23 protein-coding genes are annotated in these 13,584 nt (G+C 42.7%); all 23 read right to left on the reverse strand.

All coding sequences use genetic code 11. The features are described from left to right. Positions 1-144: 144 nt before the first annotated feature. The 23 genes from LRM48_RS02085 to tuf all read right to left on the reverse strand — a co-directional run bounded on the left by LRM48_RS02085 (position 145) and on the right by tuf (position 13,540). Complete coding sequence (locus LRM48_RS02085) at positions 145-480, reverse strand: NUDIX hydrolase (RefSeq protein WP_243812386.1); 336 nt, start codon at positions 478-480, stop codon at positions 145-147. A gap of 154 nt (positions 481-634) precedes the next feature. Next, a complete protein-coding gene (locus tag LRM48_RS02090; protein WP_243812385.1) occupies positions 635-1,375 on the reverse strand; it encodes a uracil-DNA glycosylase family protein in 741 nt (246 codons plus the stop codon). A gap of 230 nt (positions 1,376-1,605) precedes the next feature. Beyond that, positions 1,606-2,343 (reverse strand): alpha/beta hydrolase, encoded by a 738-nt coding sequence (locus LRM48_RS02095; protein ID WP_243812384.1) that lies wholly within the window; start codon positions 2,341-2,343, stop codon positions 1,606-1,608. Between the two features lie 95 nt (positions 2,344-2,438). Beyond that, positions 2,439-2,834 (reverse strand): 30S ribosomal protein S8, encoded by a 396-nt coding sequence (rpsH, locus tag LRM48_RS02100; RefSeq protein ID WP_243812383.1) that lies wholly within the window; start codon positions 2,832-2,834, stop codon positions 2,439-2,441. 26 nt (positions 2,835-2,860) lie between these two features. Beyond that, positions 2,861-3,130, reverse strand: coding sequence for a 30S ribosomal protein S14 (gene rpsN / locus LRM48_RS02105; protein ID WP_129630942.1), 270 nt, complete (start codon positions 3,128-3,130; stop codon positions 2,861-2,863). Beyond that, positions 3,130-3,714 (reverse strand): 50S ribosomal protein L5, encoded by a 585-nt coding sequence (gene rplE / locus LRM48_RS02110; protein ID WP_243809347.1) that lies wholly within the window; start codon positions 3,712-3,714, stop codon positions 3,130-3,132. The genes rpsN and rplE overlap by 1 nt, the downstream gene beginning before the upstream one ends. Then, positions 3,714-4,034: a 50S ribosomal protein L24 gene (rplX, locus tag LRM48_RS02115; RefSeq protein ID WP_243812382.1), complete on the reverse strand. Its 321-nt coding sequence runs from the start codon at positions 4,032-4,034 to the stop codon at positions 3,714-3,716. The genes rplE and rplX overlap by 1 nt, the downstream gene beginning before the upstream one ends. After that, positions 4,034-4,402, reverse strand: coding sequence for a 50S ribosomal protein L14 (rplN, locus tag LRM48_RS02120; RefSeq protein WP_129630950.1), 369 nt, complete (start codon positions 4,400-4,402; stop codon positions 4,034-4,036). Before rplN ends, rplX begins: the two co-directional genes overlap by 1 nt. Then, entirely contained in the window at positions 4,399-4,710 is a 312-nt protein-coding gene (gene rpsQ, locus LRM48_RS02125) for a 30S ribosomal protein S17 (RefSeq protein ID WP_129630953.1), read from the reverse strand. Before rpsQ ends, rplN begins: the two co-directional genes overlap by 4 nt. Beyond that, entirely contained in the window at positions 4,710-4,919 is a 210-nt protein-coding gene (gene rpmC, locus LRM48_RS02130; RefSeq protein WP_129635100.1) for a 50S ribosomal protein L29, read from the reverse strand. The genes rpsQ and rpmC overlap by 1 nt, the downstream gene beginning before the upstream one ends. Then, complete coding sequence (gene rplP, locus LRM48_RS02135; protein WP_129635102.1) at positions 4,920-5,333, reverse strand: 50S ribosomal protein L16; 414 nt, start codon at positions 5,331-5,333, stop codon at positions 4,920-4,922. After that, the gene (rpsC, locus tag LRM48_RS02140; RefSeq protein ID WP_129630962.1) at positions 5,334-5,969 is read right to left on the reverse strand and encodes a 30S ribosomal protein S3; all 636 of its coding nucleotides are present in this window, start codon (positions 5,967-5,969) and stop codon (positions 5,334-5,336) included. After that, positions 5,970-6,428: a 50S ribosomal protein L22 gene (rplV, locus tag LRM48_RS02145; protein ID WP_243812381.1), complete on the reverse strand. Its 459-nt coding sequence runs from the start codon at positions 6,426-6,428 to the stop codon at positions 5,970-5,972. It lies immediately after the preceding gene. 2 nt (positions 6,429-6,430) lie between these two features. Next, a complete protein-coding gene (gene rpsS, locus LRM48_RS02150; protein ID WP_243812380.1) occupies positions 6,431-6,697 on the reverse strand; it encodes a 30S ribosomal protein S19 in 267 nt (88 codons plus the stop codon). A gap of 6 nt (positions 6,698-6,703) precedes the next feature. Beyond that, positions 6,704-7,543, reverse strand: coding sequence for a 50S ribosomal protein L2 (gene rplB / locus LRM48_RS02155; protein ID WP_129630971.1), 840 nt, complete (start codon positions 7,541-7,543; stop codon positions 6,704-6,706). Next, a complete protein-coding gene (locus LRM48_RS02160; protein ID WP_129630974.1) occupies positions 7,543-7,863 on the reverse strand; it encodes a 50S ribosomal protein L23 in 321 nt (106 codons plus the stop codon). The genes rplB and LRM48_RS02160 overlap by 1 nt, the downstream gene beginning before the upstream one ends. 1 nt (position 7,864) lies before the next feature. Beyond that, on the reverse strand, positions 7,865-8,464 hold the full coding sequence (gene rplD, locus LRM48_RS02165; protein WP_243812379.1) for a 50S ribosomal protein L4: 600 nt from the start codon (positions 8,462-8,464) through the stop codon (positions 7,865-7,867). Continuing rightward, the gene (gene rplC / locus LRM48_RS02170) at positions 8,464-9,078 is read right to left on the reverse strand and encodes a 50S ribosomal protein L3 (RefSeq protein WP_243812378.1); all 615 of its coding nucleotides are present in this window, start codon (positions 9,076-9,078) and stop codon (positions 8,464-8,466) included. The genes rplD and rplC overlap by 1 nt, the downstream gene beginning before the upstream one ends. 192 nt (positions 9,079-9,270) lie before the next feature. Then, positions 9,271-10,359 (reverse strand): hypothetical protein, encoded by a 1,089-nt coding sequence (locus LRM48_RS02175; RefSeq protein WP_243812377.1) that lies wholly within the window; start codon positions 10,357-10,359, stop codon positions 9,271-9,273. 98 nt (positions 10,360-10,457) lie between these two features. After that, entirely contained in the window at positions 10,458-10,790 is a 333-nt protein-coding gene (locus tag LRM48_RS02180; protein ID WP_129630986.1) for a hypothetical protein, read from the reverse strand. A gap of 69 nt (positions 10,791-10,859) precedes the next feature. Continuing rightward, positions 10,860-11,177 carry a 30S ribosomal protein S10 gene (rpsJ, locus tag LRM48_RS02185; protein ID WP_129630989.1) on the reverse strand — a complete coding sequence of 106 codons (318 nt, stop codon included), beginning with the start codon at positions 11,175-11,177 and terminating at the stop codon, positions 10,860-10,862. A 96-nt stretch (positions 11,178-11,273) separates the two neighbouring features. Next, positions 11,274-12,215: an L-lactate dehydrogenase gene (locus LRM48_RS02190; RefSeq protein WP_243812376.1), complete on the reverse strand. Its 942-nt coding sequence runs from the start codon at positions 12,213-12,215 to the stop codon at positions 11,274-11,276. A 140-nt stretch (positions 12,216-12,355) separates the two neighbouring features. Beyond that, positions 12,356-13,540, reverse strand: coding sequence for an elongation factor Tu (tuf, locus tag LRM48_RS02195; protein WP_129637477.1), 1,185 nt, complete (start codon positions 13,538-13,540; stop codon positions 12,356-12,358). Positions 13,541-13,584: the final 44 nt, after the last annotated feature.

The following is a 13,584-nucleotide window of genomic DNA, read 5'->3' on the forward strand; positions in this document are numbered from 1 at the left end:
CCCGAGCCAGTCTAATCTATTATACTTTATATCCCCAGGCGTCAGGAAGTGTCCTACGTTTTCTTTTATAGCACAGAGCAGCATGAGAGTGTCTTCAATGCTGTCTGCCGTATGGAAAGCATAGAAATATTTCTCTCGAGAGTACTATCGGTCAATTTGATATATCTTTGAAAGACTGCCAATCAGCGTAGAATCTAGCTTTTCTTGCTTGATTTCATGAATATCGAAATAGTTAAAGTTTGAAACTTCATCTGTTTTACGAGGTGTCGTTAATAGAGTTACTTTGTAGGCAATAATCAAAACGGGGTCGTCGAATTTTGTATTCCAAGTTGGAATAATCAAGGGATTTTCTGCAGCGACTTCGATATCTGTCTCTAGTTCTTCCAGAAACTCTCGCTTCAACGCTTCTGTAATATCCTCACCATGTTCCAGCCCACCGCCAGGAAGATCCCATGAGTCACTTCTCTCTTGAACGAACAACAGTCTGATAAAAGTTTATCATAAAAAATAAACGCCCTGCAATGAGGACGTTTATTTGACTTGCGTGAGGCTTAGTAAACCTTCAACAACAAAATAACATAATCAATCTTTTTGAACAACTCGTCATGTATTAATGTTTCATTAAAATTTTTTATTAACGATATGCTATCTCCTTTTCTTTGCCATGATTTTGCCTTAAAGCTGTCAAATACTTTTCAAAATATTCATATTTATGTTTAGAATTATACTGCATTATAAATCTCGGATGTTCCAAAGGTATGATTTCGTCAAAAAAATTATATTTTTTGTTTATTTTAGATAAAAATGTATAATTATCTCCACTTCCTATGCAATAACACACAGAAGTATCGATTCCAAAATCAATTTGCGCCTGTATTGAACTAACGATCAAAGAATACAATGTTTCTTGCAATTTTTTACTATCATAATAATTACAGTTAACCTCATTTCCCTTTGAATTGGTTCTAGCTATACCAACAGGACAGACAAAATTCATATAAAAATCCGAATAAAACTTTTTGCATCCACCATATTTTTCAATTACATCATATAAAAACCCTGAAGATGATTTGTTAATATAAAACTTATCAATCAAAATACCAGTTTCTTTTTGAAGATGTTCCGCATCCTCAAATGACACCCCTGTAACGGCTGTTCCTCGACGTGCTGGTGAACTTCCTAATATTATACGACGTTTATTACAATCATTGTAAAACCTTTTGTAGAACGTTGTTGAAATCTCATTTGCTATTTCTTTTTGACTTCCATTAAACGGATTTATAATTTTAAAACCATCCGGCAATTCCATTGATATTTTAGATAATTTTTTATTAAATTCTATTACTTTCTGGCCGAATGTTTTTTGTTCAATCATTTAGTACATCCTTTTAAAATTTAACATCATTAAATTCTGTTCCTGGAATTATATATTGATCCTCTGGGCGTAAAAAGCCATTTGCAATAGAGATAATTATACTACTACCATTCTTAACACTACAAACTTTTTAGAGTGAATATGATTTAAAGACATAAAAATAAGAACCTTTCAGATCTCATCATATTTACTCTTCAAACTGCTTGTGTTTACTAAAATTTTCCGAACAGTTATTTTATCAATTTCTTAACTTTTTCTGCATATTCATTTGGATGATTAATACTTAAGTCTCCATGATAATAACCACTTAATATTTCTAATTCACTATTAATTAATTCATCGTGTATTATTTTTGCAGATTTAATCATAATTGGTCTTTCTTTACTTCCTACTATCACTATTGATTTTGATTTGTTGGTTTTTATATTCTTAAGATGATAATTGGAATTAGCTTTTAAAAATGAAATCATATTATCTTTTGTTATATTAGAACTATCAATATAATACTTATCAAATAATTCTTCTTTTATTTTTAAACTTTTAAATTGAAGTTTAGAAAACCACTTTTTATTTATAAGTCCATAAGACATATTAATTGATGATTCTATAAGTTTATTTGTCATTTTCATTGGGCACACTAAAGCACTTTCAATTATTGTATATTCACATATATTGTCTCTTTTTGACAATATATCTAATAAAATTTGTGCTCCTAATGAAAGTCCTCCTATAAGTTTAACATTTCCGTTATAATTATTATCAATATATTCAATTATTTCATTTGCATTACTTTCAATAGAAGTAAAATCTCTATCACTTCCTGAATGACCATCTAATATTGGTAATATTACATGATAATTACTTTTTAATATTTCTGACACTTCTTCATAATTCCACCATGATAATCCACCACCATGTAATAACATAATAATATCTTTATTAGATTTTCCATATTCTTTAACTATCATAAAATCACCCCTTAGTTAAATTATACTATCTCTGTGTAGATAGATATAAAAATAAACGCCCTGCAATGAGGACGTTTATTTGATTTGCGCGAGGCTTAGTAAACCTTCAACAACAATTCACCACCAAGTTTAGCCTTGGCTGCTTCGGCACCAGTCATGACACCTTTTGATGTTGAGATAAGTACCAAACCGCGGCCGCTCTTTACCTTTGGAATCTCGCTAGCGCCGACGTAAACGCGACGACCAGGTTTTGAGATACGGGTAATTTCGTTGATAGTGCTGTTAGTTCCTTTTTCATTGATAGTAACTACCAACACGCCACGAGGTTTAGCATCTTCCAATTTGACATCTGCCAAGTAGCCGTTTTTGACTAATTGTTCAGCGATGACTTTCTTCATCTTGCTGGACGGAACACGAACTTCCGTTTTGCCAACCAATTTCGCATTACGGATGCGAGTCAGAAGGTCGGCGATTGGGTCTGTAGTTTGCATAGACATATTCTAATCTCCTTTCCTTCTTACCAACTACTCTTTGTTATGCCTGGGATTTCACCCTTGGCTGCTTTTTCGCGGAAATTGATACGACTCAAGCCGAATTGGCGCATGTAGCCGCGTGGGCGACCAGAGATGCTATCACGGTTCTTGTGCCTGGTTGGGCTAGAATTGCGAGGCAATTTTTGCAAACCATCGAGGTCGCCAAGTTCTTTCAACTCAGCACGCTTGGCTGCAAACTTGGCAATCATCTTCATACGCTTCTTATCACGAGCGACCATTGATTTCTTAGCCATTACTTGACGCCTCCTTTCTTCTCAAACGGCATGCCGAATTTTTCTAGCAATGCCTTAGAAGCTTCTTTGTTGCCGTTCTTGATAACAAATGTAATCTGCAAACCGTGCAAAACCTGAGTTTCCTCAAATGTCAATTCTGGGAAAATCGATTGCTCGGTGATGCCGAGATTATAATTGCCACCTTTATCAAACTTCAAGCCAACGCCGTGGAAGTCGCGAACACGAGGCAAAGCAACGTTAATCAAACGATCCATGAACTCGTACATACGAGCGCCGCGCAAAGTTACGCTAACACCAATTGGCGCGCCCATACCTTTACGAATACTAAATGTCGCGATTGATTTTTTGGCTCGTCGAGCCACTGGTGCTTGACCGGTAATTTTCTCGACAGTGTTTTTGACAATTTCAAAATGACGCTTGTCATCTTTCTTTTTGCCGGTACCAACGCTCACGACGATCTTTTCCAAAGCTGGCACTTCATGCACGTTCTTTAGATTCAATTCGGCTTGTAGTTCCTTAAGGTAAGTTCCTTGATACAAGGCTTTCAAGCGAGGAGCTGGCACGACAGTTTTCTTTTCTGCCATTATTTAATCTCCTTATTTTTTGCTTGACGAGCAACACGAGTTTTGCCGCCGTCAGCATTCTTTACTAAACCAACCCGACTGGTTTTGCCTGATTTCTCATCAACAACCAAAGCGACTTTGCTGATATCCATTGGTACGTGAATATCTTTTTTACCGCCTTTTGGATTGTACTGGCTTGGCTTAACGTGGCGATGTCCAGCACCAACACCTTCAACCAAAACAGTTTGGTCTTTTGTGTTAACTTTTAGAACTTTACCAGTTGTGCCTTTATTTTTACCAGCAATAATTTTTACGGTATCGTCTTTATGAATTCGAGCCATTAGAGTACCTCCGGAGCTAAGCTAACGATCTTCATGTAGCCCATATCGCGAAGTTCGCGTGGAACTGGACCGAAGACACGAGTAGCTTTTGGTTGCTTGTCATCGTTGATAATCACTACGGCGTTGTCGTCAAAACAGATTGTTGAGCCGTCTTTGCGATGAATTTGATCGCGAGTACGAACAACTACAGCTTTAACAACAGATTTTTTCTTAACGTTACCGGTTGGGCTAGCGTCTTTTACCGAGCAGACGATTACGTCGCCAACGCGAGCGTAACGGCGTCGTGTACCGCCAAGAACGCGGATACACAGAACTTCCCTAGCACCTGAGTTGTCGGCTACCTTAAGGCGAGATTCTTGTTGGATCATTTGTCGTCCTCCTTAGCCTCTTCCTTAGTTTCGCCAGAAACTTCGTCCTTTAGTTTGATAGAACCGCGAGACTTTTCAATCACCTTAACTAGAGTGAAACTCTTAGTCTTGGAAATTGGGCGAGTCTCTTCGATCTGCACCTTGTCGCCTTCACCTGCTTCGTTGGTTTCATCGTGAGCAGTGTATTTGCGAGTCACGGTGTACTGCTTGCCGTATAGCGGATGCGTTTCGCGGCTAGTGACCGTCACAGTGATGGTCTTGTCGCGCTTGGCACTCGTTACGACGCCAATCAATGTTCGTCGGGCCATTACTTGCTCTCCTTTGTATTATTAATTTGTGTCAGCAGGCGTGCAATTTCCTTTCGGAGTGAACGCAACGCTTTTGGATTAACTAATTCGCCAGCAGCGTGAGAACGTTTTGCTTGAAGTAAGTCGTTTCGCTTTTCAGCCAACTCCTTCTTCAAATCGTCAATCGTCTTAACAACTGCTGCTTTAACAGATTTCTTCGTTTCAGCCATTTATGCGTCCTCCCGCTTGATGAACTTACATTTGACTGGCAATTTGTGGCTAGCCAGACGCATTGCTTCGCGAGCAACTTCCTCTGAAACACCCTGCATCTCAAACAAAACAGTACCAGCCTTTACCTTAGCAACGAAGAACTCTGGGTTACCTTTACCGCCACCCATCTTCAAGCCAAGTGGCTTTCGGGTAACTGGAGTGTGAGGGAAGATTCGAATCCAAATCTTACCACCACGCTTGATGTAACGAGTCATCGCCTGACGAGCAGACTCGATTTGGCGGGAGTTGATGCGCTCATTTGATTGTGATTGCAATGCAAAGTCGCCGAACGCGATGTAATTGCCACGAGTTGCTTGACCGCGGTTTTTTCCAATACGCACTTTGCGGTGCTTAGTTTTCTTTGGTAACAGCATTTAGCGACTCCTTTCTCCCTTATAAATCCACACTTTCACGCCAATGATACCAGCTGGTGTCTGAGCGCGAGCACAGTGGAAGTCAATATCAGCGCGCAAGGTGTGTAGAGGCACTGAGCCTTCAATTACCTTTTCGCGACGTGCCATCTCAGCACCGTTCAAACGACCAGCCACCTCAATACGAATACCTTTAGCACCAGCATTCATGGTGTTTTGTGCGGTCATTTTAGTTGCACGGCGGAAGTTGATTCGGCGCTCCAATTGGCGAGCGATGTTCTCAGCTACCAATTTGGCTGCCAATTCTGGACGGCGAACTTCTTCAATGTTGATACGAACTGGCTGACCAGCAATCTTCTCAACTTGCTTCTTCAATTCGTTCACGCCAGCACCACCGCGACCGATAACAACACCAGCTTTTGCTGTGTGAATTGTAATCGTGATCAAGTTAGCGCTACGCTCAATCTCAATGCGATTGATAGTTGGGCGTGAGGCAAATTTCTTTTCAATCAACTCGCGGATCTCATGATCCTGACGAATCGCCTCTGCAAACTCTTTTTTATTGGCCGTAAACCAACGAGAGCTCCAGTTCTTATTGACCTGTAGGCGGAAGTTGATTGGATTCACTTTTTGACCCATTTACTTCTCCTCCTTTTTTGCTGCCGGTTTAGCGGCTTTTTTAGCTGCAGGCTTAGCAGTTTTTGCTTCTGCCTTAGCTTCGGCCTTTTTTGCAGGCGCTTTCTTTGGCTTCTCTGCTCCAGTTACTTCAACCAAAATATTTGAAGTCTTTTTCTGGAATGGCAAAGCGCGACCACGTGATGCAGGCTTAAAGCGGCGCAAGCGTGTGCCAACGGTAACGCTCAAAGTAGTAATTACCAAACTTTTTGCGTCCAAGCCGTGGTTATTGATGGCGTTTGCCTTAGCGCTTTCGATAGCCTTCTTAACTGGGCTAGCAGCGCGCTTTGGAACGTGCTCTAAGATAACTAGCGCATCAGCTACAGTACGACCTCGCACTAATGCTGCGACTAGACTAACCTTACGTGGTGCCTGATCAACACCTTTAGCGTAAGCACGGACAGTATAAGTTGTATCAGCCATGATTACTTCTTATCCTTTCCACCGTGTTTACGGAATTTACGAGTTGGGCTAAACTCACCGAGCTTATGACCAACCATGTTTTCGGTAATCAGCACTGGTACGTGCACTCTACCGTTGTGAACAGCAATCGTTCGACCAACCATCTCTGGTGTAATAGTCGAAGCGCGCGCCCACGTTTTGATAACGGTTCGATCGTCAAGGCTAAGAGCAGTAATTTTCTTTGCTAGCTTTACATCGACGAATGGACCTTTCTTTAATGAACGACTCATCGTGATTTACCTCTTCCTCTTCGCGTCGTGACGCGTGCGTACGATTAATTTATTCGAGCCTTTACGGCGACGAGTTCGATAACCTAATGTCAATTGACCCCAAGGAGTACGTGGTGCTTTACCAGTACCATGGCGACCACCGTCACCACCACCATGTGGGTGGTCTGCAGCGTTCATAACGACACCACGAACGGTTGGGCGAATACCCTTGCGACGTTTGCGACCAGCTGAACCGATCTTAACATTTTGATGCTGGACGTTACCGACTACACCGATAGCAGCAGTAGCTTCCAAGCGAACTTTACGAACTTCGCCAGATGGCAATTTGATAGTTGCATAGTTGCCTTCTTTTGCCATCAACTGAGCCTTAGCACCGGCGGCGCGCACCATTTGTGCACCTTTACCAGCGGTCAACTCAATAGCGTAAATCATCGTACCAACAGGAATAACTGACAGTGGCAAGCGGTTCGAAGCCTCAATTGGAGCTTCTTCGCCAGTTCGGATAGTTTTACCCTTAACCATTGAGGTGTCAGCTAGGATGTAGTGGTACAAATTGTACTGATCCTTAACTCGAGCAATACGAGCTGAGCGGTTTGGATCGTATTCGATTTCTTCAATCGTCAAGGTCAAGCCTGCTGGCAAATTGTGGTTCACCAAGCGGTAGTGACGACGAACGCCGCCTCCGCGATGACGAACAGTAATTCGACCTTGGTTGTTGCGACCGGCATTTTGCTTTTTAGCTTTAATCAGACTTTTAAGAGGTTTTCTTGTTGTAATGTCTGACAAATCCTGACTCGTCATGCCGCGACGAGCAGGAGTGGTTGGATTGTAAGCTTTCACTGGCATTACTTGGTCTCCTCCATCTGCTGCTCTACTGCGTCAAACACATCGAGCTTATCGCCTTCTTTCAGCGTCACGTAAGCCTTCTTCCAATCCTTGCGCGTTGTTGTGCCAGGATAACGATTTTTGCCTCGTGAGAAGCGTACAGCCTTGCCGTCTTGTACTAAGGTTTTAACCTTAACTACAGTAACGCCAAATTGCGCTTCTACGGCTGATTTGATTTCGTTCTTATTCAAGTTAAGTGGAACGCGTAGCACATATACACCATTGGCGCTCTGTGCGTAAGCCTTTTCACTAACGCGTGGGATAATAATCGTCTGTTTCATATTACGCTTCCTCCTTACTCAACCATGCAGTAATTACAGGTAGAGCTTTCGGTGTTATAACGATTGTATCCGCATTCAGAATGTGATAAACGCTTAGATAATTAGCGCGAACCACCAAAACGTTCTGAATATTGTTTGTAGCACACATAAGTTCTGGCGTCTTCTCATCTACAACGATCAGAACACGGCGCTCGAACTTATTGTCAGCTAGGAATGTTGCGACTTCCTTGGTCTTGCCAGTAGTCTTAACGTCTTTGATGACAATTTTCTTAGCTTCGTTAGCTACAGTCAAAGCTTGGCGAACTGCCACTTTCTTAGCAGTCTTTGACAATTTTTTAGTGTAGTTTTCGTTACCGCGTGGGCCAAATACTACACCACCGCCGCGCCAGATTGGGTTACGAGTTGAGCCGAAACGTGCTCGACCAGTTCCCTTTTGCTTCCATGGTTTTTTACCACCACCAGAAACTTCACCGCGCTGCTTGGTTGTAGCGCTAGCTAGGCGTGCGTTTGCCAAGTAGCTGTCATATGCCAATTTCAACAATTCGTGATTTGGCACTTCCACAGCAAAAATGTCTTTAGGAAGTTTGGTTGAATCTGCCATTACTTGTTACCTCCTAAAATAATCAGCCCCTTTCGTGGTCCAGGAACAGCGCCCTTAACCCCGATTAGATTGGTCTCTGGATCAACATATGCCACTTCCAAGTTCTTAACAGTAACACGCTCGTGACCCATATGGCCAGCCATCGTCTTACCCTTGAAGACTTTTTGTGGATACATCGAGCCAATTGAACCTGGCTTACGAGTATTACCTTTACCACCGTGCGTCTTGCGGTGACGCTTAAAGTTGTGGCGTTTAATGGTTCCAGCGAAACCTTTACCTTTGCTGGTTCCGGTCGCATCGACAGAATCGCCGACTTCAAACGCGGAAACATTAATTTCACTGCCGACTTTCAGATCCTCTGGAATCTGGTCGACACGGAATTCCCGAATATGTTTCGGGGTCACTTGGGCTGGCTTAACGTGTCCAGCCACGGCCTTGCTCAGGTTCTTACCCTCTCCAAAAGCTACCTGTACCGCATTGTAACCGTCGGTTTCGACAGTCTTCACCTGAGTAACGGTGACAGGGCCGGCTTGGATCAGCGTTACCGGAATGGCTTTGCCGTCTTCAGCCAAGAGCTGGGTCATACCAAGTTTGGTACCGAGAAGTGTTTTCACTTTTCCTCACTCCCACTTAAATACTCCTGATGACGTGCGGTTTCTGGATTCTGGGAGAACATTAAATGTAAACATCCGCTCATAACCAGACCTGCTCATTCACCAAGGAGAACAGTTGATATTACGCGTAATAGAAATTACCTCGTAATTATAGCACATGAAGCTATAGACTGTCAACGAGTCCGACTAGGGTCAGCCCTCTGAGGAGTCTGATTTTTTATAAATAGTTGCTAAGTTTGTACCAAGAGCGTATACTTTGCCCGTTCCCATAACTTGAGCGCCCACTAACACTGCCATTTTCGTGTCTGCAGAACATTTTTCTGCTAAATAATCAAGCGCGTTTAGTCCGCTTGGGTAACATAAATCCGGAAAGGCTTGGCGTAGCTCCCCTAGATTTCCTGTGATAAGTTCGGTCTCTTCTCTATTGTGTATAAGCTTTGCTGATAAGCATTCTAATGCATAGCCATCTTGTTGCAGTGATTCTACGTCTCTCTCGATCCGCCGAGTAGCCCCTTCCAAGTCATCCCCGAACATTTTCTTATAGGCGGCTTCCAGGGCAGCTTCTTGTTCGCGCTTTTTTCTGTCTGCTCGCCGTTGCTTGATTACACGTTCGGATTGTTTAAGAAGCTTTTCTAATTTCTCTTCACGCTCCTTATCAGTTAAGGCAAAAAACTCTTCACTTTTAGATTTCTTACTCTCGTAATCATCTATGCTCCCGCATGATATAGCTCCTCGGACGCTCGCTTTGCTAAAGCCAAGACACTCCAGTATAGCTAGCCTACCTAAGTTTGAAGCTCCAAGCTGAAGATATTCACAAAGAAGGCTGTCCTCATCTAGTTCGTCGTCGAGCACTTGACGGCGCAGAGTAAGGATCGTCCCTTCAGTTACTTTAGCGTGCCTATCTATCAAGCGATCTCTATTTTCTTTAGCAATCATCCCTGACTTTATACATTTATCTACCACCTGTGTTGTTTTTTGCCTACTGAGGCGTCTTGCCTCTGCCTCTACTAACATACGAGATGTAGTCGTTATGATTTTATAGCCGGGATCTTCCCGTAAATTGTCAGCATTGCCGAAGACAGCCAAGGCTTCTCTCTGTTGAGGATTCAACTCCTCTTCTGGTGGAATTATAGACCAAGTATCTGGACGTAGTTTGTCAAAATACTCTACAACCTCTGGATCTGATGGCAGATCCGGCCCATAATTAACCTTTATATCAGCAGCTTTAATACCGTCTAAAATAGTTGGGATCGACGAAGAGTTAGATCTAGTGTTTTCCATGTTTTTATTATACTAAAAAATAGCTAAAATGTCAATCATAGTATTTACATTAATAGCAGAGATTATTAATATATCCCTTAATATTTCGTAAGCATAAGCTAAATCATCACGCCAACCGGCGTAAACGAGGTCAGAATTGCCATGAAAATTATCGTGACGTACCAAATTTTCCGGTTGAATTGATATTTCTCAATCTTTAATACCAGCAGCAACGCAATAAATAGCCCGACAGGAATAGCCTGGACAACCAAACCGCCAACTTCAACTGGATTTTTTAGACGAAGCCACAGCGCACTTAATATCACAAAAACCACCAATTTCAAGAAAAATGAACCGTCATTGTCATAAATGCGTTCGCGCCCTTTGCGACTAAATAGCTCGCTAGACTTCGAGCGGTTGCGAGCATAAGTACGAGTTTTTTGTTTTGTCATAAGCTAAATGAAATTATAGCATAAAAAATCCGCCCCATTCAAGAGGCGGAAATTTTATATATCGTTAAATTACATACGAATTTCAGCATCAACGCCAGCTGGCAAATTCAAGTTCTGCAAGCTGTCAATCGTCTTTGGCGTAGCGTTTGTAATATCAATCAGACGCTTGTGAACGCGGCGCTCGTAAGACTCACCACCAGTTTTGTAAACGTGCGGACTCTTTACAACAGTGTAAGTGCTGCGTCGAGTTGGCAAAGGCACTGGACCAGCCACGTTAGCACCTGTGCGAATTGCGGTGTCGATAATTTGTTTTGCTGATTGGTCAATGACTTTGTGGTCATAAGCCTTCAGACGAATACGGATTTTAATTCCTGTATCTTGAGCCATAGCTCCTCCTCTTATGTGCGATCTCGTAACCTCTAATTGTCCTATTTATAGTCAATCGAGTTCTCGAGATAAATTATTATTAACTATGCGATTATATCAGCAATTTTCCGCTTTATCAAGATGAGAAATCATTTCCGCAATAATTCCAGCAGATTTATTCAGCGATTCTTTTTCTCGCTCGGTAAGCGGATAGCCCGCCAAAATCTCCACGCCGTCGCTACTGATTGTTGATGGCAATCCAAGTACAACATTATTCAAACCATATTCGCCTTCAGCCAAAGAGCAAACAGGATAAACCGTGTGCGTCGATTTTCGGAGCGCCGAAACAATCTTAGACACGACAAACCCAATCGCAAAATACGTCGATTTCTTTGTTTCAATCACCCGATAAGCTCGGTCGCGAACCTTCTGCTCAATTCCATCAATCATCTCCTCTGTAAAACCAGGATATTCCTTAATTGGCACTTCACCAATTTGCGCCGTTTCAATTGTCGAAAATGACGAATCGCCATGCTCACCCAAAATATAAGCGTCAACCGCTTTACTGTCGACATTGAATGCGTCCGCCAAATACGACTTCATTCGCGAAGTATCAAGCGTCGTGCCCGTCCCGAACACACGATTTTTCGGCAAACCAGATTCCTTAAGCGCCACGTAAGTCAAAGCATCAACGGGATTACTGACAATTACCAAATACGGCTTCGCGCCATTCGCTATAATATTCTTCACGATATCACGCATAATTTTTGCATTAACGTCAATCAATTCCAATCGAGTCTGACCAGGAAGTTGCGGTGCACCCGCAGTAATCACAACGATGTCATCGTCATTGATGTCAGAATAATTTCCTGTATGAACCACGACGTTTCTGTCAATTCCCATCGCGTCATTAATGTCGGCTGCTTGACCCCAAGCTAAATCCTCATTACGGTCAATCAACACAATCTCTTCGATAACACTACGCAACGCGCACGCATAAGCCGCCGTCGCACCGACCATTCCGCCTGCGCCAACAATTAGCAATTTCTGTTTATTCACCAAAATCTCCTTTTTCTGTTTTATATTAGATGTCTTTATTCTGCCATAAACATTACCGCTTTGTCAATTAACTCCTTCTTGCGGCAATCAAAAAATCCCCCGAATTTTCGGGGGATTTAATTAGGCTTGTGTTATCAAGATTATTTGTTAATCTTTGTAACAACACCAGCACCAACTGTACGGCCACCTTCGCGGATAGCAAAGTTCAAACCTTGCTCCATAGCGATTGGTGCAAGCAACTTAACCTTGAAGGTTACAGTGTCGCCTGGCATAACCATTTCTTTGTCAGCTGGCAATTCAACTTCACCAGTAACGTCAGTTGTGCGGAAGTAGAACTGTGGCTTGTAGCCCTTTGAGAATGGAGTGTGGCGACCGCCTTCTTCCTTCTTCAAGATGTAAACTTCAGCTTCAAACTCAGTATGTGGAGTAATTGTGCCTGGCTTTGCCAAAACTTGACCGCGCTCAATGTCGCTGCGCTCAATACCACGTAGCAAGACACCTGCGTTGTCACCTGCTTGACCTTGGTCAAGAGATTTCTTGAAGGCCTCAATACCAGTTACAACTGACTTCTGAGTTGGCTTCAAACCAACGATTTCAACTTCGTCGTTCAATTTAACAACACCCTGCTCGATACGACCAGTTGCTACTGTACCACGGCCCTTAATCGAGAAGACGTCCTCAATTGGCATAATGAATGGTTTGTCCATGTCACGTGCTGGCTCTGGAATGTAGCTGTCCATTGCGTCAACCAATTCCATAATAGCGTCTTCGTATTTCTCTTCACCTTCAAGAGCCTTAAGAGCAGAACCCTTGATGATTGGAGCGTCTTTGTCGAAGCCGTTCTTTTCAAGAAGTTCGCGAACTTCTTCTTCGATCAGCTCAACCATTTCTTCGTCAGCCATGTCCATCTTGTTCAAGAAGACAACGATCTTTGGCACACCAACCTGCTTTGCAAGCAAAACGTGCTCACGAGTCTGAGGCATTGGGCCGTCAGTTGCAGCGATAACCAATACCGCACCGTCAACCTGAGCAGCACCGGTGATCATGTTCTTGACGTAGTCAGCGTGTCCTGGCATGTCAACGTGTGCATAGTGACGATTCTTTGATTCATACTCTTGGTGTGAAGACGCGATAGTAATACCACGTTGCTTCTCTTCTGGTGCGTTGTCGATCTGGTCGTACGCAACAGGTTTGTTAACTGCGCTTGGTAGGCGCTTTGCCAACACTGCAGTAATCGCAGCAGTCAGCGTAGTCTTACCGTGGTCAACGTGGCCCATTGTACCAACGTTAACGTGCGGTTTGCTTCGGTCAAATGCATCTGCCATTTGTAGAAGTTCTCCTTAATTTAATTATTATTTTTCACGCGGGT

Source organism: Candidatus Nanosynbacter sp. TM7-008 (assembly GCF_022828245.2).
In the GTDB taxonomy this organism is placed as follows: Bacteria; Patescibacteriota; Saccharimonadia; order Saccharimonadales; family Saccharimonadaceae; genus Nanosynbacter.